Here is an 18958-nt window from a genome sequence, read left to right as displayed (position 1 = left end):
TTACTCAATTAACGCACTTCAACGGCTAACACAACCGATCAAAAAAAGCTCCCGAAGGAGCTTTGAATTGTGTAACTAGGAATTTCTTAGAAATGCGCTATTTGTTCTTGCGACGCTCAGCGACTGCATTGGCTAATTGACGCAGTACTTTTTCAGTATCGTCCCAACCAATACATGCGTCTGTGATCGATTGTCCATATGTCGCTACTTTGCCATCTACAAGATCCTGACGACCTTCAACCAGATGTGATTCAATCATCACACCAAAGATTGCATCTTCACCACCGGAAATCTGACCAGCAACATCTTCCGCTACGACCATCTGACGTTGGTACTGCTTAGAGCTGTTTGCGTGGCTGAAATCAATCATCACTTTCTGAGGAAGACCTGATGCTTCTAGCTCTTGCTTAATTGCACCCACATGGTCAGCGCTGTAGTTAGGCTCTTTACCACCACGTAGAATGATGTGGCAATCAGGGTTACCTGCGGTTTCGATAATCGCGGAGTGACCGTATTTCGTCACTGACAAGAAGTGGTGTGAAGCGCTTGCAGAACGGATCGCATCAGAGGCGATTTTGATGTTGCCATCGGTACCGTTCTTAAAGCCAACTGGACAAGAAATACCAGACGCTAGCTCGCGGTGAACCTGAGACTCAGTTGTACGAGCACCAATCGCACCCCAACTGATTAGGTCTGCTACGTATTGTGGAGTGATCATATCTAGGAACTCACTCGCCGTTGGCATTCCCATATCGGTAAGATCTAACAGTAGCTTACGACCTAAGCGCAGGCCATCATTGATCTTAAACGTATCGTTTAGGTACGGGTCGTTAATTAGGCCTTTCCAACCTACGGTAGTACGTGGTTTTTCAAAGTAAACTCGCATCACGACTTCAAGGCGGTCACCAAGCTCGTCACGCAGCACCTTCAAACGCTTACCGTATTCAATCGCCGCTTCAGTGTCATGAATCGAACAAGGGCCGATAATCACAAGCAGACGCTCATCTTCGCCTTTCAAAATGTTAGAGATCGCTTCTCGTGAACGAAATGTTGTAGAAGAAGCGGATTCAGTCGCAGGAAACTTCTCTAAAACTGCAACTGGTGGTAATAATTCTTTTGATTTGTTAATTCGTACATCATCAGTTTGAAACATTGCTTACTTCTTCCTATATCTCTTGCTTGGCACGTATCACCAAAGAGGGTGATGAAAAAACGTACACGCTTTCTTATTCCTGTTCTGTGTAACTTATCTAGCAAAAACCCAGGTTGCAACCACTATTTTCAATAAAAGGCAATATTTCGAGCTTTTTTACGATTTACACAAGATGTAAACTTTGGATTACATACGGTTATATCACATTTAATGGAAGAGTTTTGATATCTTTAATGGCTACAAGATGCATTATCTTCCTGATATTGCTAAGGTAAGATTACAACGAAGAACAATAAAAGATCAGGCATGAACGCCATCGAATTTAGCAATGTCAATAAGTGGTACGGGGCTTTCCAAGCACTTAAAACCATCAACCTAAGTGTATTAAAAGGTGAGATCCTCGTGATTTGTGGTCCTTCAGGGTCAGGAAAATCAACATTAATCCGAACTGTGAATGGCCTTGAGGCGATTTCACAAGGAGAGATCTCCGTTTTGGATAACCCTATTGAGCAAGTGTCGGCTGGTAAAGTAGGCATGGTGTTCCAACACTTTAACCTCTTTCCTCATTTAACCGTGCTTGAAAATCTGACACTCTCCCCGATTCGCACCTTAGGCTTATCCAAAAAAGAAGCCAATGAACGTGCTTTTCATTTTCTAAAACGAGTCAATATTGAAGAGCAAGCCAACAAATATCCAGTGCAACTCTCTGGCGGTCAGCAACAACGAGTTGCCATCGCTCGTTCGCTTTGTATGCAGCCTGAGATCTTACTGTTTGATGAGCCAACCTCTGCACTCGATCCTGAAACCATTCAAGAAGTGCTCGATGTGATGGTTGATCTCGCTAAAGAGGGCATCACTATGATGTGTGTGACTCATGAAATGGGTTTTGCACGCAAAGTAGCGGATCGTGTCATTTTTATGGATCAAGGGGAGATTTTGGAAATCGCTTCACCAGAACAACTCTTCTCCCATCCAAAACACCCAAGAACCGCTCAGTTCTTACAACAGATACTGAGCCACTGATGATCAGAAAAGTTATTCAACCCGTTCTATCTGCGTCGTTGCAAATCGCTTTACTCTTTATCGGGATCGCATGGTTACTTGATTCTGGCGCTCAGAGCATGGGCTATCAGTGGCAATGGGAGCGAGTACCCGATTACATTGTCTTTTTTGAAGATGGTGAATGGTGGCCAGCCGAGTTATTAGAAGGCTTGCTCGTCACCATCCAAATTTCAGCGCTGAGTTTATGCTTTACCTTGCTGATTGGCTTAACAACCGCGATGTTGAAGCTATCTGACTCTTGGGTAGGACGTGGCATTGCTAATCTTTATGTTGAAGTGGTGCGTAACACACCGCTTCTCGTGCAAATATACCTTTTGTATTTCGTTTTTGGCCCTGTGATTGGCTTAGATCGATTCTCTACCGCAGTACTCGCCTTGTCACTGTTTCAAGGCGCCTATACTGCCGAGATTTTCCGAGGTGGTCTCAACAGTATTCCCAATGGGCAGTTTGAAGCAGCTAAGTCACTGGGATTGAATCGCTTTTATACCTTCTACGATGTGATCTTACCTCAGCTGTTACAACGTACATTACCCCCACTGACCAATGAAGTGGTTTCGCTCATTAAAAACTCTTCAATTGTCAGCGTGATGGCGATATTCGACCTAACAACGGAGGGACGAAATATCGTCTCTGAAACCGCGATGCCGTTTGAAATTTGGTTTACGGTTGCGGCAATTTATTTAGCTTTGACACTCACACTGTCAGCACTTTCTGCTTGGATGGAACACAAACTAGGCGCGAGTTGGCGCTCACAATAAAAGGATAAAACATGAGAAACATAGGTAAGAGCCTATTGAAAGGCAAAGGATTCAAAGCCGCTATTACCGCTTTATTGGGTTTGGCGATTAGCTTGCCGACTCTGGCTGCAGAGACTCCGAACTTAGATAAAATCAACGAGCGCGGTACGCTGCGTGTGGGTATGTCTACGTTTGTGCCTTGGGCAATGCGTGATAAGCAAGGTGACTTAATTGGCTTTGAGATTGATGTTGCTAAACGCCTAGCTCAAGACTCGGGCTGGAAAGTCGAATTTGTTCCAACCGCATGGGACGGCATCATTCCAGCGCTGCTTGCTCAGAAATTTGATGTGATTATCGGTGGTATGAGCATCACGCCCGAACGTTCGAAAAGCGTGTTATTCAGTGCACCTTACTCTCACTCGGGTGTGCAGGTAGCGGCAAATAAAGAACTCGCACAAGGCTTTTCAGAATTCAGCGATTTCAACTCTCGTAAAGTAAAAATTGCAGCACGCCGCGGTGCTTTCACGGTACAAGTCGCTCGTGAAACCTTCCCTAAAGCGAAAATTCTTCAATTTGATGACGATGCTCAAGCATTCCAAGAAGTGTTGAACGGTAATGCTCATGCAGTGATTGCATCAAGCCCAAAACCAGAACACGAAGCCGTGAAAAATAGCGATAAGCTATTTATTCCTTTCACAGAGCGTCTTTCAAAAGGTAATGAAGCCTTTGCCGTTCGCCTAGGTGAAACCGATAAAGAAGCGTTCTTCAATGAGTGGATTCAAGCAAGAACGCAAGATGGATGGCTGAAAGAGCGCTACGAATACTGGTTCTCAACGCTTGATTGGCAAGACCAAATTGCCTCTGGCCAATAATCATTCTGCCCTGCCGCACTGCTTAGTCAGTGCGGCGATTTCTTATTAGGAAATTCAAGTAAGTGTCAAAAGCTAAAACGCTCTCAGCTGCAATGCCCAATCAATCAAAGCCATGGTTAAATAAGCTAGATATTAGTCTGCTCATTATTCTATGTATTGCCGTTTATTGGCTGTATGAGCGTTCTTCAACCGGAGTGAACTACGCCTGGCGTTGGCAAGACGCATTTTCTCTGATTTTTACGCCTCGCTCAGATGGCTCGATGCCTTACTTTTTTCAGGGCTTACTTTCAACGGTACGAATCAGCTTATGGGGAATGACCTTAGCACTGGGGCTGGGTACAATGCTTGGTATTGCGAGACGCTCAACCATCACCCTTTTCCGCTTGCCCGCTAACGCCTTTGTGCAATTGATACGAAATATCCCACCGTTGGTTTTCGTGTTCATTTTCTACTTCTTCATCTCAAACCAGCTTATCCCGCTGCTCGGTTTAGATAATGTTCTTCGTAACCACAATGGTGAAATCAATCCACTTCAACATGTGCTGTTTGGGCCAGCGAACTTGTGGGAAAACCTGCTTTCAGGAATTTTGTGTGTTGGCTTACTGTCATCCGCTTATGTGGCTGAAGTGGTACGTTCCGGTCTTGCTAGCATTCCCAAAGGACAGTGGGAAGCGGCTGATTCTTTGGGCCTTTCCACATGGGTTAAATACCGCTACGTGATTGCCCCTCAGGTACTTGCAGCCATCACACCTGCCTTAGCGGGTCAGGCGATTTCACTGGTTAAAGACACCTCTATCGTTTCCCTTATTTCTATTCAAGAGATGACCTTTGTCGGCACTGAAATGGCGAACTCTTCCGGCCTAATCTTTGAGATCTGGCTCATCGTTGGCTTAGTCTACCTTTGCCTGTGCTTAGCCTTATCTCTCCTGTTCAAGCAAGTTGAAAAGAGAAGCTTAAGACACTTAGCTCGCTAACTGTGTGGTTTCAATCCACTTACAAAGGAAGAACAGATGGAAAAACAACATATCCTCGCTCAGCTATTTGTTCGAGAAAGCGAGAAGCAGACACTGATTTCTAAAGAAGATTTAGACTTTGACGCCCTCCATCGATCTGATTTCGAAACATGGAAAGATGGAAAGAGAGATATCGAACTCGTTGATGTAGCAGGCACTCATTGGATGAAAACCTGCACTGGTGGCTATATTACCGAAGTCATCTTTCACGCTGATGGCACGCTCAACGAGTATCGCTTGTTTGATCGATTCAAAACGAAAGGCAATTGGTCATTGAAATCAGGCGTCTTACACGTTGTCATCTTCAAAGGAGAAAACTGCTATGAGTTTGCGGTGATTGGCAATGCTAGCGTCAACATTCACTCAGCGGTTGAGTACAAAAACAGCGAGTTGCATTCCTACCTAAAACTGGCTCAGATAAAATAGAGCCTAGAGATCAAAAGCTGATTTCACGCTTAATTTTGTGCCAGCTCGTCAAGTAATACAACGTGGCACCCATTAATACACACAGCACATTAATACTCATATCTAACATCGAAAACTCACGCAGAGGATTAAATGCTTGAGTCATTTCATCCGTTACCACCATCACAAGCATAATAAGCACCCAAGGTGAAATTGGCAGGTTATTCAATTGGTAGTAATAAGGTTTAGGCGTCGCCCACGCTGCAACAAAACCGAGCAAACTCGCAATCACGGTATGAAGCACCCATGCACCACCCACCGTCACTTCAAGGCTTCGAACACTGTCTCCATAGATATCCAGCGATTTAGCTAACGAGGCGAGTCCTCCAAGAACAATAAGGCTAAACAGAATAACAAGGCGTTTGCCAAACAAGTGAGTCGCCACTGGTAATGAGTCCTAAAGCTATAGCGTTGATTTATGGCGGTTAGACTACTTGATGTAAAGGCATTTAAAAAGCCCAAATTTCGCTCACTAAATAAAGTAGTGGTCTAACAGCAAAGCAACGAACAATAGCATCAGTTGATAGATTGAAAAGATGAACGTCTTCATCGCCCACTTAGGATCGCTCTGAAATTTAAGCTGCCAAGCATGCCAAATAAACATGCCACACAAGATTGAGGCCGCGGTGAAATAGAGCAGTCCTGCCATCCCAACCAAGACTGGCAGCAAACAGACTGGGTAAAGCAGTACAGAATATAACAGCACCGAAGTCTTGGTGTACTCCACGCCATGCGTCACAGGCAACATTGGTATATCGGCTTTGGCGTAATCGTCTTTTCTATGGATGGCGAGTGCCCAAAAATGAGGTGGCGTCCAAATAAAAATGATCATCACCAACAGCCAACCATTGGCATGAAGATCCCCTGTGACTGCTGTCCAACCAAGCAATGGAGGCATGGCTCCTGCAATACCCGCAATCACAATATTCTGAGGGGTTGCTCGCTTTAAATACAAGGTGTACACGACCGCATAACCTAAAAGGCTAGCGAACGTTAACCATGCCGTCAGCGCATTGACCCAAAAGTACAACACGGCAAAACCCACCACGCCTATCACCGTAGCAAACACGAAAACATGGTTTGATTTCATCGCTCCTGATGGGAGAGGTCTTTTGTACGTTCTCGCCATAATCGCATCGATGCGTTGGTCAATCAGATGATTAAACGCTGCTGCGGAAGCGGCCATAAGGCCAATGCCTGTCAGCCCAAGTACCGTCGCTTGAAAAGGCAATGCCCCTGGTACAGCGAGGCACATTCCGACAATCGCAGTAAGCAGCATCAGTGCGACCACTTTAGGCTTCGTCAGAGATAAGTAACTGCGCCACAGCGCTTTCGACGGCGCTGAAGTTGCGGTAATGGATTTACTCATAAACACTCTCCTTGCGAGACGCTAAATTGCTCACTTCCTTAGACGATGGCTGAAAAACCAAGTAATTCGCTCTGATTACGGTAATTAGAAGGAATGCGGCTCCTAGATTGTGTGCAACTGCAACAACCAAAGGCAGGCTAAGCAGCACGTTGGCAACACCTAGTCCTACCTGAACAGTCAAAAGACCCATCAATATGGTTGCCAACCCACGATACTGGGGAGCTGATTTAAATAGGTGAAATGCCAGTGTTGAAACCATTAAAGCAACCACAACAGCGCCGATGCGGTGAGTAACATGAATGGTCATTCTCGCGCCATAATCTAGCGTGCCAAACTCATAGCTCGCTTGTTTGGGCTGGATGAGTTCAAACGCCGTGGCAAAGTCGAGGTGGCTTACCCAATCCCCCTGACAAATTGGCAAGGTAGTGCACATCAGCGCAGCGTAGTTAGACGACGTCCACCCGCCTAAGGCGATTTGAGCAATCACAACCACCAACGTGCTACCTGCTAACACTTTCAACCCAGAGCCAGAACGAGAAGCTATTTGAGGTTGCTGAGCTGTCTGTGATCGCCATAAGGATAGCGCCAATAAACTAAACAGCGTGAAGCCGCCAAGTAAATGGCCCATCACAATGATGGGCATCAGCATCATGGTCACGGTCCACATGCCCAGTAACGCTTGAAAGATAACCACCACGGAAAGGGACAAGGCTAAGCGAGAAGAGAGTTGCTGCGTTCTGATTCCAATCACGGTAATGGCAAACACCACCAGCCCGAGCGTGCCAGCGAAATAGCGGTGAATCATCTCTAGCCACGCTTTATCTGCTTCGACCACCAAAGAGGGATAAAGCGATTTTGCTAACGCGATTTCATGTTGTTCGTTAGGCACTGTGAGCTGGCCATAGCAGCCGGGCCAATCTGGGCAACCTAACCCTGCATCAGCCAGTCGAGTGTAGGCACCGAGCATCACCACCACAAACGTTAGAACAAGGCTCATTTTGATAAGATTGGTTAGATTCATATCGCCTCCTTGCGTTTAGCCTACGCGCGACAATTTCAGCAGCTTTCTTAAGTCAGCCAGCAACCCTTTACTTTGAGTCACTAACTCGGTTTGGGTTTCCACTTTGGGGTAGCGCATCACTAGCTGACCAAGCGGATCGACAATCACGAACTCAAACTGCTCAACCACATCAGAAAACGCCGTGTTGATGGCGACTCGCTGATAATCATTTTGACCTAGAGCCGTAACATCACTTTTTTCGGTGACCAATAAAACGGGCTCAACACGTTGTTGATACTTACCTAATGCCAAATGGCTTTGCCCAAGCAGATAGACTTGCTGCTGGCAAAAAGCATCGCATTGCTCTGGGATGACATAACCCAGTTGCCACTGTTTCTGCTGAAAAGGATTCACCAAGCCCAGATTTTCATAGCTGGTTCTCGGTTCGATCAGCTCGCCTTTATTCGTCACCCCCGATTGATACCAGTGCTGACTCAAAATGGTCTTCGCCACAATCGCAGGAAGGGCAAACATCACAACCAAGCTGACAAATATAATGCGTCCTCGATAAACTGGGTTGTTGGTCATTTTGATCTCCTTATCGTTCGGATCAATAGCAGAAAACTGAGTACCACTAACGCCGCTGCCATCGAAAACCATTGCACAGCGTATCCCGTGTGTTTCTCAGCATTCATCGACACTGGCTGCCACGGCTGAGGGTAGGGCCAACTTTCCATCTGAGGCTGAACAATGAATCGCTCTAATTCTATGCCCCACAACGACTCTAACTCTGCATAATTCACATTTTGGATTCGGCTGATATTACCGTGTTCAATAAACAGCTCATGACTGAGTGGATTGACCGACTTACGATACAAGCGCCCTTCAATCCGTAGCGGCTCGGTAAGCCAAACCACTTCAGGTAACTGCGAACGTAACGGTGGTGCAGGTACAAACCCTCGCTCTAACAACACCCATTGCTCCGATTCAGCTTGAACCAATTGCAACGCCAAATACCCTACCTCACCTTGAAAGTTTTGATTATCAAGAAGTAAGTATCTTCCTTTAAAAGGGAGAGCCTCAAATATCACTTTTAGTCCGGTTGGTGAAACGAGTAACTGCTCGCTTACCTGTGAAAGTTCAAGTGCAGGTTGGGCCGCAAGTTGCGCGACCTTACCCTCTATTTCTCGTTTCTCTTCGGCTCTGGATAACTGCCACAAACCCAAGTTGACCAATATCGAAAAGGCAACCACAGTTAAAAGACTAACAACAATAAATCGCCCACTTTTAACATGAGCCACCAAGGAATTTGCCATGGTATTCATCTTTAAATTGTTACTTGTACTGCTGCTACTTTTCATTCTGTTTAACCTTGGCCGAGCCATGATTGAAATGGTCAAAGGTCCAAATTCTGACGACGATGACCAAGAAACTTCGGAGGATGAAAAACCCATGAGTTTCTATTTAGGCCGTCGAGTTTTTCTGTCTGCTCTCGCTGTAGTCCTCATGGTTGCCGCCTTACTGAGTGGCTTTATCGAGCCGAACATTCGCCCTTATTAAGTGAGGCTTAAGCACCCACTAAAGCACATAAACAAACACAAACAGGCACAACCAAACCACATCAACAAAGTGCCAATACCAACTGCCTGCTTGGAAAGCAAAATGGTCTTTTGGCGAAAAGTGGTCTTTGGCGATGCGAGCCAGCAATACAATCAATATGGTTGTGCCGAGAAAGACGTGCATACCATGAAAGCCTGTGAGTAAGAAGAAGGTATTGCCATACACGCCTGACTGCAATGTCAGCCCTAAATCCTGATAAGCGTGGGCATACTCAACCGCTTGGTAGTACATGAAGAATCCCGCCAGAACGATGGTGATCTCTAGCCAAACTATCAGCGCCATCCGTTTATTCTGCTCTAAGCTCACATGGGCCAAGTGCAAGGTGATGGAAGACGCTAACAACAAAACCGTGTTAATCAGTGGGATTCCTTGCCAAGGCATGGCCGTTGTAGTTTCTCCGCCCGGAGTCACCGTAAGTGGCCACAACGCTTCAAACGCGGGCCATAACACCTCATGCGTCATTTCGTTGTTCCCTGCCCCTCCGAGCCAAGGCACAGAGATCATTCGAACGTAGAAAAGTGCACCAAAGAAAGCACCAAAGAACATAATCTCAGAGAAGATGAACCAACTCATCCCCTGCCTAAACGAGCGGGACAGTTGCGCCGAATACTTACCACTCATCGACTCAGTAATCACATTACTGAACCAGCCAGCAAACATATAAAGTAAGAACAAAAACCCAGCCAAGAGAATGAGCTTGCCGAATACGCTGCCATCGCCACCCTCTGCCATGTTTTGCACCGTCAAACCTGCGCCAACAGCGATCAAGAAGAGAGACACTGCGCCGACAATAGGCCAACTGCTTTGCGCCGGAACGTAATAAGGTTGATGTTTAGAACTCATGGGTTGCTCCTTGCATCACATCACTTGTTATCGGAGGTGACGTTTTCGCTATCTCTGACACGTCCGCTTTCTCGGTGATGTCATACAAGGTGTACGACAAGGTCAGAGTATGAATGGATTCTGGAATGTCTGGTTCAATATAGAAAATCAGCGGCATTTCCGCCTGAGCTTGCGCATTGAGTGGCTGCTGATTGAAACAGAAGCACTCAATTTTGTTGAAATAGGTGGCCCCTAAACCGGGAGAAACGGAAGGAACGGCTTGTCCAACAATCGCTTTCGAAGAGAGATTCTGCGCAAAATAGGCGGTTTGAATCACTTCGCCGGGGTGAACATCCATCGACATTTGAGCCGGCGTAAATGACCATGGAATACCTTGATTATTGTGCGCCATAAACTCAACGCGAATAAGACGTGATGTATCGGGAACCATACCTTGTGGTTGTAGCGCAGACTCACTGTTGGTTTTTCCGTTGATTCCCAATGCATCACACATCACGTCATAAAGAGGGACGAGCGCAAAACCAAAGCCAAACATTGCCAGCACCGCAACGCAGAGCTTTAAGGTCAGTTTGTTGTGACTTTTTGCTTGCCCGTCCATGGCTCACTCCTAATCCACTTTAGGTGGCGTTGAGAAGGTGTGATGCGGCGCTGGGCTTGGTACTGTCCACTCTAGCCCTTCCGCTCTTTCCCATGGTTTTGCTGTGGCTTTCTCTCCGCCACGAATACATTTGATCACCAGCCATAAGAAAATCAGTTGAGATAGACCAAACGCAAAGCCACCAATCGAAACAATCTGGTTCACATCGGCAAACTGAATCGCATAATCAGGGATACGTCTTGGCATACCCGCTAAACCTAAGAAGTGCATCGGGAAAAACAACACATTGACCGAAATCACCGAACACCAGAAATGCCATAAGCTCAGCCTGTGGTCATACATGTTGCCGGTCCATTTAGGTAACCAATAGTAGGCCGCTGCCATGATGGAAAAGACGGCGCCCGAGACGAGAACATAATGGAAGTGAGCGACAACGAAGTAAGTGTCGTGGTATTGGAAGTCGGCCGGAACAATCGCCAGCATCAAGCCCGAGAAACCACCAATGGTGAACAAGATGATAAAGGCAATGGCAAACAGCATCGGCGTTTCAAAGGTCATTGCTCCTCGCCACATCGTCGCCACCCAGTTGAAGACCTTCACCCCAGTCGGCACGGCAATCAACATGGTGCAATACATAAAGAAGAGTTCGGCAAAGACCGGCATCCCCGTAGTAAACATGTGGTGCGCCCAAACCAAGAACGACAGCAAAGCGATACTACAAGTCGCGTAAACCATTGAGTGGTAGCCAAAGAGCCTCTTGCCGCTAAATGCTGGAATGATCGCTGAAACGATACCGAAAGACGGCAAAATCATAATGTAGACTTCAGGGTGGCCAAAGAACCAGAAGATATGTTGGAACATCACCGGATCGCCCCCACCCGCCGCGTCAAAGAACGAGGTGCCAAAGTATTTATCGGTCAGCACCATCGTCACGGCCCCAGCCAATACGGGCATAACTGCTATTAGTAAGAAGGCTGTGATTAACCACGTCCAAACAAACATCGGCATCTTGAACCAAGTCATACCTGGCGCTCGCATATTCACAATGGTGACGATGACGTTGATCGCCCCCATGATAGAACTGATACCCATAATATGAACTGAGAAGACAAACAGGGCGGTACTGTCGGGGCCATAAGTGGTCGAAAGAGGCGCGTAGAAAGTCCAGCCGAAATCAGGGCCGCCTCCCTCGGTAAACAGTGAGCCGATCAAAATGGCGAACGCGAAAGGCAATATCCAAAAGCTGAGATTGTTCATGCGTGGCAACGCCATATCAGGCGCACCAATCATCATAGGTATCATCCAGTTCGCCAAGCCGGTAAACGCTGGCATAACGGCACCAAATACCATGATAAGACCATGAACGGTGGTCATTTGATTGAAGAATTGTGGCTCAACGAGCTGTAAGCCCGGCTGGAAAAGCTCGGCACGAATGACCATCGCCATCGCACCACCGGTAAGAAACATGATGAAACTGAACCATAAGTACAAGGTTCCGATGTCTTTGTGGTTAGTCGAATAGAGCCAGCGAGTGATCCCTTTCGGCGCTTCATGATTATCATGATCATCAAGATCAACCGCCACAGTACTGTTTGAGCGACTCATATCAGCGTCGGTTACTGGGGCTGATTTACTTTTATCTTCCACTACAGAATCCGGTTTGGACGTTTTCATTGTCCCTCCTTAGACGCCTTAAATTGATTCACATCAGACGCTTGCACAACATCGCCCACGCTGTTTCCTAACCCATTTCTTTGATAGGTCACAACAGCTGCAATTTCTTTGTCTGTCAGTTGGTTAGCGAACGCTTGCATTGCGGTGCCTGAACGACCATTAACGACGATATCGATATGCCCTGAAACATCCCCTGTGGCGATACTACTTCCGGTAATCGCAGGGAAAGCACCAGGTAAACCCGCACCATTAGCTTGGTGACATACGGCGCAGCGATCCTCATACACTTTTTGCCCAATCGTCATTAGCTCATCCATTGATAGCGAAGCCGTCAGTGATGCAGCCGCTTCTTGTTTGGCTTGCTCCATTTCCGCTTTTTTAGCTACTAGCCATTGGTCATACTCTTCTTCTTCCATGGCATGAACCACAATCGGCATAAAACCATGCGCTCGACCACACAGCTCTGCACATTGGCCTCGATAAACGCCCGGCTTATCTATTCGCGTCCAAGCTTCATTAATGAAGCCGGGGATGGTGTCTTTTTTCACCGCAAAGTCGGGTACCCACCAAGAATGGATAACGTCATCTGAAGTCATTAAAAAGCGCACTTTACGATTGATAGGCAGCACTAACGGGTTATCTACTTCAAGCAGGTAATGCGCACCTTTCTCTTCGATGCCATCGATCTCTTTTTGGCTAGTCGCAAGCAAGCTAAAAAATTCGACGTCTTCGCCAAAGTAGCTGTAGTGCCATTTCCATTGAGAACCGGTAATTTTTACGGTGAGATCCGATTGCGAGGTGTCTTCCATCGCCACCAAGGTTTTGGTGGCTGGAATCGCCATCAGAATGAGAATAATGATAGGGATAATCGTCCAAATCACTTCCACTTTGGTGCTTTCATGAAAGTGAGCGGCCACTGCGCCTTTGGACTTGCGGTGGTGGTACATGGAATAGAACATCGCACCAAAGACAATCACCGCAATGGCACAACAAATATAGAATATCAGCATGTGGAGGTCATAAACCTGCTCGCTAATATTCGTCACGCCTTGCGTCATATTGTACGCACTGTCTTCTGCCTGAGCGGATGCCGCTAAAACAAAACACAAAGCACTACTTGTTCGCCACAATGATTCTAGTGAACTTTTCAAAAGACCTCTCCTATGCCAGAGTCATCAACCGTGATGCTAGTACTCTTCCCGCTCGGAGTGCCAAATACGCAAGAAAGTACCAATCAGCCTTTGGACCTATTTAATTCCCTTCAAACAGCAAATCTGATTACTTTTGTTATATTTATGTTAATAAAACCTAGTTGGCGTTTTGAAATAGTGCAAGAAAGTGCAACTAGAAATCCCAACCACTGACAACAAGTAAATTTTAGCGATTGCGCTCTCGCAAATGATAATCAATATCAACTAAAATCTAACAACTTTCTGTAATTAACATAGACTTAAGTTATCGACTGACTTGAGGCATGGAAAAGGTATAACGACATGATGGAAAAAGTGACTCACTGGTTAGAAAAAGATCCCGATCCAAAAACAAGAGAAGAACTACAACATCTGATTGATGAGAAATCATACGAAGAACTTAATGATCGCTTCAGCCAGCGACTCGAGTTCGGTACAGCAGGCCTAAGAGGCAAAGTGGGCTGCGGTCCAAATAGAATGAACCGTCTAGTGATCCAAGAAACCGCCACCGGCCTTGGTCACTACCTTGTTGAGAAAGTCGATAGCGCGAAACAACGCGGTGTGGTCATTGGATACGATGGCCGTACAGATTCAAAACGATTTGCCCATGACACCGCTTCTGTTCTGACCTCACTAGGGATTAAGGTTTATCTTACCCATGATGTCGCTGCCACTCCGATAGTCGCATTCGGCGTAAAGCACTTTAACGCTGCTGCTGCCGTGGTCGTGACAGCGAGCCACAACCCACCGGAATACAACGGGTTTAAAGTTTACTGGGAAAACGGCGCTCAAATCATTCCGCCACATGATTCAGGCATAGCCGCTGAGATTGATATTGCAGCGCAAAAGCCCATTCCACTCATGGCGCTTGATGATGCAGAAAAACATGGCCTTCTCGTGTGGTTAACCGACGATTACTACCAAACCTACCGTCAAACGATGAACAGCAATGCGCTGCTTTCAAACCACACTCAACCTGAGTCAATCGGTATTGCTTATACCGCCATGCATGGCGTCGGCGCAAATATGGCCGAAACATTATTGGCAGACGCTGGCTTTACCCAAGTGTACAGCGTTAAAGAACAACGTGAACCAGACGGCACGTTCCCTACGGTTAACTTCCCCAACCCTGAAGAAGCTGGCGCGATGGACATGGTGATTGCCTTGGCTAAAGCTAACAACGCTGATCTAGCCTGTGCAAATGACCCTGATGCCGACCGATTCGCCGTGGCAGTTCGCAAACCGGATGGCGAATACCAAATGCTAACGGGTGACCAAGTGGGCTGCCTATTCGGCCACTACTTGTTAACTCAAGTTGATGGTTCTCAATCTTTGGTCGGCAACACCATTGTTTCTTCGACCTTGTTAGAGAAAATTGCCAACGCACACGGAGCGGAGTACTACCAGACTCTGACTGGCTTTAAATGGCTGACCAATGTGGCGATGATCAAACAGAGAGAGGACAAACGCTTCTTATTTGCTTACGAAGAAGCTCTGGGCTACACGGTTGGTAACAAAGTCTGGGACAAAGATGGGCTTTCAGCGCTAGTTGCATTCGCGCAGCTCACCGCAGAGCTAAAAAGCCAAGGTAAAACCATTTGGGATCAACTTGAAGCCATTTACCGTGAACACGGTATGTACCTCAATGCGCAGCGCAGTATTGCATTAGATCCAAAATCACCGCCGATTGGGGACAAGCTTCGCGCTAATCCACCAACCATGATTGCGGGCAGCAGGGTGATGGTGACGGAAGATCTAAAATCTCTCATCAAGCTTCATGAAGATGGCACAAAAGAGACCATCGACTTACCAACCAGTGATGTGTTGATTTACCACCTGTCATGTGGGGCTCGTGTGATTGTTCGCCCTTCAGGCACAGAGCCTAAGCTCAAGTGCTATTACGAAGTGATCGAGCGATTTGATGCTTCCGATAGCTTTGATCATGTACAAGATAAAGCCGCTGAGTCGATGGGCATGCTTATTTCAGAGCACCAACACAGCTTAATATAATCTTTAAACTGTCACCTTTCTTTAATAATAAAGCCTCATTACTTGAGGCTTTATTCATTTTAAATTCCACTTTTCAGAAAAGTCATACAACTATTTTTATGTACATTTCGAAAAGATGCCTAATAAGTGAGACTTGACATAAAATTCACCGTAAACCAACACGGAGGTTATTTGACTGGTCTTTAATGCCGCACCATTATTTTAGAACTGATGACGTCAATGACGGCTTAAATAAAGTAGGAATTAAGGATCATTTATGAATAAGTATATTGCTGAGTGTTTCGGCACATTTTGGTTGGTATTAGGTGGCTGTGGTAGTGCCGTTCTAGCGGCAGCATTCCCAGACGTTGGCATTGGCCTACTGGGTGTCTCGTTAGCGTTTGGTTTAACGGTTTTAACTATGGCTTACGCTATTGGCCATATTTCAGGTTGTCATTTAAATCCAGCAGTGAGTATCGGTCTTTGGGCTGGCGGCCGCTTTGAAGCGAAAGAACTTGCGCCATACATTATTGCTCAAGTGATTGGTGGCATCATTGCTGGCGGTGTTCTTTATCTTATCGCGAGTGGCCAACCAGGCTTCGATCTGGTTTCCTCAGGTTTCGCATCAAACGGCTACGGTGAACACTCACCAGGTAACTATTCCATCACTGCGGCCCTAATTACTGAAGTGGTTATGACAATGGCGTTCTTAGTAATCATTCTAGGTGCAACCGACAGCCGAGCACCACAAGGTTTCGCACCTATCGCGATTGGTTTAGGTCTGACTCTTATCCACCTTATCAGCATTCCTGTGACAAACACGTCTGTGAACCCTGCTCGTAGCACTGGCGTGGCACTTTACGTCGGTGACTGGGCAACATCGCAGCTTTGGCTGTTCTGGGTTGCGCCTATTGTCGGTGCAATTCTTGGTGCATTAGTTTACAAAGCAATGGCTGGAGAAAAAGAGAGCTAATATCTCTGAGAGACTGAGCCCCAAAAAAACATATAGAAACAAAAAATCCCCACATCGTTGTGGGGATTTTTATTTTCAAACTAGCATTAATCAATCAATTGTAATTCGTGAAGTTTAGCCGTATCAGAACCCGATAGATTAATTACCGACAGTTGCTTATAAATAACGTAATAACGGTTAATATTGGCGACATATTGAACCGGCTCTCTACTAATATGCTTTCTTGCGACAATTTCCACATTCTTAAACCACTTATTTGGGTCATAGCCATACTTGGCGGCTAAATTTCTCATTTTACGAATCTTAGCAGGCCCGGCATTGTAAGCCGCTAGACTAAAATAAATCTGGTCATCAAAGGTAATGTCATCACTTTCAAAATAGCGTTTATGGATAAAGCTGAGATACTTTACTCCTGCATGAATGTTATTATCGACCTTGTGAATGTTCTTGATGTTGACGTTTTTATCTTTGGCCGTGGTCGGTAATACTTGCATCACGCCAACCGCGCCTTTATGCGAGACTTTAGACTGATCAAGCCCAGACTCTTGAAAACCCTGCGCCGATACCATCAAAGGGTCAAACCCGTACTCTTGCGAATATTGCTCAAAGATATGAGATAGCTTGGCCAACTTTTCTAAGCTGCTTTCGTCCAAAGCTCGGCTTAGCCAACGTGTATTATCAAGGTAACGGCTGTAGATAACATTGCCAAGCAAGGTGCCCGATTTAGCTTTTCGTATGTAGTTGTTGGTGATTTTCTTCAGCTCAGGACTGTTATGGCGCAATGCCCACGCAATTTGGCTTCCTTCTCGGATGGGCAGTTCTTCGTGCAAGCGAAGGTTATCCATTACATTCGCCCACATATTGGCTTTATGGCTATCGAGCACAGTGGCATTGATGAAGCCCTTGTTCACCATTTCGACTAATTCGTAGTCTTGAAGCGTCTCTTCGATAAAGTTGATTTGAATCGGCGGAAGGTCTTTCTCATCTAGCCTTTTGTTGATTTTCTGAAGGCTCTCAAAATAGCTTGAACTCGCTCTCACCCAAATTTCTTGGCCACTCAATTCATCTATAGAAGAAAACGCTGCCTTAGATTTGTGAGTCACTATCCATTCTTGTGCATCTTGAATGACCGGCTGGCTAAAGTCGATCAGCTGCTTGCGACGCTCAGTGATGGTGAGATTCGCAACCGCAAGATCGCCATAACCCACAGTTAGAGAGTGAATGAGGTCATCCCTTGGAACAGGAATCACCTGAATATTCACATACGGATGTTTGCTCTTAATACTCTTTTCAAAGTGGTAGAGCATTTCTGCGATGATCCCTTTGGGCTTGCCACCTTCAATGTAATAGAAGCCTAAATCAGCAGAAACCAATACCCGCACGACACCACGTTTTTTAAGCTCAGGAAAGTCACCCAAATAAGGCTTAGCACTTAATGGCGATAGCTCCAACGCCATACTGGAGACCGGCAATAAGCTGATAAGCACTATCAATATCAATCGGATCACCCCACACTCCATGTTGATGATTTGTTAAATCCCATTAATGAAACGATATCCCTATTAAGCGAATTCATCAAGTAAGAGGAGAAAACTTGAGCGATTCTACTTAGAAAGTGGCGTTCTGCAGATAATAAAAAAGCGCCAGGCAGAAACCCAGCGCTTATTCGTTTTACTAGATGAACAGATGAAACGTTATAGTGCTTCTTCGATCACTTGCTCTAGCTGCTCATAAGGGACATAGCCAGGGATAACTTGTTCGCCAATAATAAGCGCGGGAGTCCCTCTCAATCCTAGACCAGTGAACAGCCCATAGTTATTTTCAAGCTGAGACCTCACGGAGTCATTGGTATTGAGGTAAGCGCTTGTCCCCGTTTTCTTCGCAATCTTCATTAGCGAGCTCATATTATGTGTACCCGGTTTAGCGACAAGTAAATCATGCACCTCTTGGTACTTTTCTCTGTCGTTTTTCCAAACGTTGAGTGCAAATGCCGCAGAGTTAACTGAATCACTGCCCTCTTTCAGCGGTACATACACATTGACGACTTTGATTTGTGGGTAGTTTGCTACCAATTTCTCTAGTTCCCCGTCGAGCTTCTTACAGAAAGGGCAGCTGTAATCTGTCACATTAATCAACGTCAGCTCACCATTTTCTGCGCCCATATAAGTATGGTTGCCATCATTGAGGTAACGCTTACTACTCTCCAGCAACTGAGTAAATTGTTGTTGCTGTTTAATGTAGAGGCCCAAGCTCTCGTGCAAACCGTCAACCACTTGAGGGTTCTCTTCTAACATAGAGACAATTTGGCTAATTTTCTCTTCTTGGGTGATTGCAAACGCGGGCGCTGACAGCACTGCCCCCATAACTAACGCTACGGTCAATTTTTTTAACATCATTACT

The 18958-nt window shown here is 46.0% G+C and carries 20 protein-coding genes; 8 read left to right on the top strand and 12 right to left on the bottom strand.

Annotation, left to right across the window (positions count from 1 at the left end):
• Positions 1-97: 97 nt before the first annotated feature.
• On the bottom strand, positions 98-1153 hold the full coding sequence (gene aroG / locus EJ063_RS04550; RefSeq protein WP_126572810.1) for a 3-deoxy-7-phosphoheptulonate synthase AroG: 1056 nt from the start codon (positions 1151-1153) through the stop codon (positions 98-100).
• Between the two features lie 306 nt (positions 1154-1459).
• Between aroG and EJ063_RS04545 the strand changes: the two genes are divergently transcribed.
• The 5 genes from EJ063_RS04545 to EJ063_RS04525 all read left to right on the top strand — a co-directional run bounded on the left by EJ063_RS04545 (position 1460) and on the right by EJ063_RS04525 (position 5263).
• Positions 1460-2176 carry an amino acid ABC transporter ATP-binding protein gene (locus tag EJ063_RS04545; protein ID WP_126572809.1) on the top strand — a complete coding sequence of 239 codons (717 nt, stop codon included), beginning with the start codon at positions 1460-1462 and terminating at the stop codon, positions 2174-2176.
• Positions 2176-2973 (top strand): amino acid ABC transporter permease, encoded by a 798-nt coding sequence (locus EJ063_RS04540; protein ID WP_126572808.1) that lies wholly within the window; start codon positions 2176-2178, stop codon positions 2971-2973. The genes EJ063_RS04545 and EJ063_RS04540 overlap by 1 nt, the downstream gene beginning before the upstream one ends.
• 11 nt (positions 2974-2984) lie before the next feature.
• Entirely contained in the window at positions 2985-3824 is an 840-nt protein-coding gene (locus EJ063_RS04535) for a transporter substrate-binding domain-containing protein (RefSeq protein WP_126572807.1), read from the top strand.
• A gap of 92 nt (positions 3825-3916) precedes the next feature.
• A complete protein-coding gene (locus tag EJ063_RS04530) occupies positions 3917-4798 on the top strand; it encodes an amino acid ABC transporter permease (protein ID WP_126573114.1) in 882 nt (293 codons plus the stop codon).
• 36 nt (positions 4799-4834) lie between these two features.
• A complete protein-coding gene (locus tag EJ063_RS04525) occupies positions 4835-5263 on the top strand; it encodes a hypothetical protein (protein WP_126572806.1) in 429 nt (142 codons plus the stop codon).
• A gap of 10 nt (positions 5264-5273) precedes the next feature.
• Here EJ063_RS04525 and EJ063_RS04520 read toward each other — a convergent pair whose 3' ends face one another.
• The 5 genes from EJ063_RS04520 to EJ063_RS04500 form a co-directional block, all read right to left on the bottom strand.
• Positions 5274-5687 carry a VanZ family protein gene (locus tag EJ063_RS04520; RefSeq protein ID WP_126572805.1) on the bottom strand — a complete coding sequence of 138 codons (414 nt, stop codon included), beginning with the start codon at positions 5685-5687 and terminating at the stop codon, positions 5274-5276.
• 87 nt (positions 5688-5774) lie between these two features.
• Positions 5775-6671 (bottom strand): heme o synthase, encoded by an 897-nt coding sequence (gene cyoE / locus EJ063_RS04515; protein ID WP_126572804.1) that lies wholly within the window; start codon positions 6669-6671, stop codon positions 5775-5777.
• Positions 6664-7692: a COX15/CtaA family protein gene (locus tag EJ063_RS04510; protein WP_126572803.1), complete on the bottom strand. Its 1029-nt coding sequence runs from the start codon at positions 7690-7692 to the stop codon at positions 6664-6666. Before EJ063_RS04510 ends, cyoE begins: the two co-directional genes overlap by 8 nt.
• Positions 7693-7707: 15 nt before the next feature.
• Entirely contained in the window at positions 7708-8259 is a 552-nt protein-coding gene (locus EJ063_RS04505; protein WP_126572802.1) for a redox-active disulfide-containing membrane protein, read from the bottom strand.
• Positions 8256-8987, bottom strand: a complete 732-nt coding sequence (locus EJ063_RS04500; protein ID WP_126572801.1) for an SURF1 family protein — start codon at positions 8985-8987, stop codon at positions 8256-8258. The genes EJ063_RS04505 and EJ063_RS04500 overlap by 4 nt, the downstream gene beginning before the upstream one ends.
• Here EJ063_RS04500 and EJ063_RS04495 point away from each other — a divergent pair.
• A complete protein-coding gene (locus tag EJ063_RS04495) occupies positions 8986-9231 on the top strand; it encodes a DUF2909 family protein (protein ID WP_126572800.1) in 246 nt (81 codons plus the stop codon). The genes EJ063_RS04500 and EJ063_RS04495 overlap by 2 nt on opposite strands.
• Before the next feature lie 18 nt (positions 9232-9249).
• On the opposite strand, the gene EJ063_RS04490 is transcribed toward EJ063_RS04495, so the two are convergent.
• From EJ063_RS04490 to coxB, 4 genes are read right to left on the bottom strand one after another with little or no spacing between them, the layout of a single operon-like run.
• Entirely contained in the window at positions 9250-10134 is an 885-nt protein-coding gene (locus EJ063_RS04490; RefSeq protein WP_126572799.1) for a cytochrome c oxidase subunit 3, read from the bottom strand.
• Positions 10124-10732, bottom strand: a complete 609-nt coding sequence (locus tag EJ063_RS04485; protein ID WP_126572798.1) for a cytochrome c oxidase assembly protein — start codon at positions 10730-10732, stop codon at positions 10124-10126. The genes EJ063_RS04490 and EJ063_RS04485 overlap by 11 nt, the downstream gene beginning before the upstream one ends.
• A gap of 9 nt (positions 10733-10741) precedes the next feature.
• Entirely contained in the window at positions 10742-12406 is a 1665-nt protein-coding gene (gene ctaD, locus EJ063_RS04480; protein WP_126572797.1) for a cytochrome c oxidase subunit I, read from the bottom strand.
• Complete coding sequence (coxB, locus tag EJ063_RS04475) at positions 12403-13515, bottom strand: cytochrome c oxidase subunit II (protein ID WP_208640355.1); 1113 nt, start codon at positions 13513-13515, stop codon at positions 12403-12405. Before coxB ends, ctaD begins: the two co-directional genes overlap by 4 nt.
• Before the next feature lie 384 nt (positions 13516-13899).
• Here coxB and EJ063_RS04470 point away from each other — a divergent pair, with 384 nt between their 5' ends.
• Positions 13900-15606, top strand: a complete 1707-nt coding sequence (locus EJ063_RS04470; protein WP_126572795.1) for a phospho-sugar mutase — start codon at positions 13900-13902, stop codon at positions 15604-15606.
• Between the two features lie 256 nt (positions 15607-15862).
• A complete protein-coding gene (aqpZ, locus tag EJ063_RS04465) occupies positions 15863-16558 on the top strand; it encodes an aquaporin Z (RefSeq protein WP_126572794.1) in 696 nt (231 codons plus the stop codon).
• Between the two features lie 86 nt (positions 16559-16644).
• On the opposite strand, the gene EJ063_RS04460 is transcribed toward aqpZ, so the two are convergent.
• On the bottom strand, positions 16645-18015 hold the full coding sequence (locus EJ063_RS04460; RefSeq protein ID WP_244225151.1) for an MltF family protein: 1371 nt from the start codon (positions 18013-18015) through the stop codon (positions 16645-16647).
• 237 nt (positions 18016-18252) lie between these two features.
• Positions 18253-18951, bottom strand: coding sequence for a DsbA family protein (locus EJ063_RS04455; protein WP_126573113.1), 699 nt, complete (start codon positions 18949-18951; stop codon positions 18253-18255).
• Positions 18952-18958 lie beyond the last annotated feature (7 nt).

It is taken from the genome of Vibrio aquaticus (genome assembly GCF_003970385.1).
GTDB lineage: Bacteria > Pseudomonadota > Gammaproteobacteria > Enterobacterales > Vibrionaceae > Vibrio > Vibrio aquaticus.
Note: the sequence above shows the minus strand (reverse complement) of the source record. Positions and strands in the feature narration are given on the sequence as shown.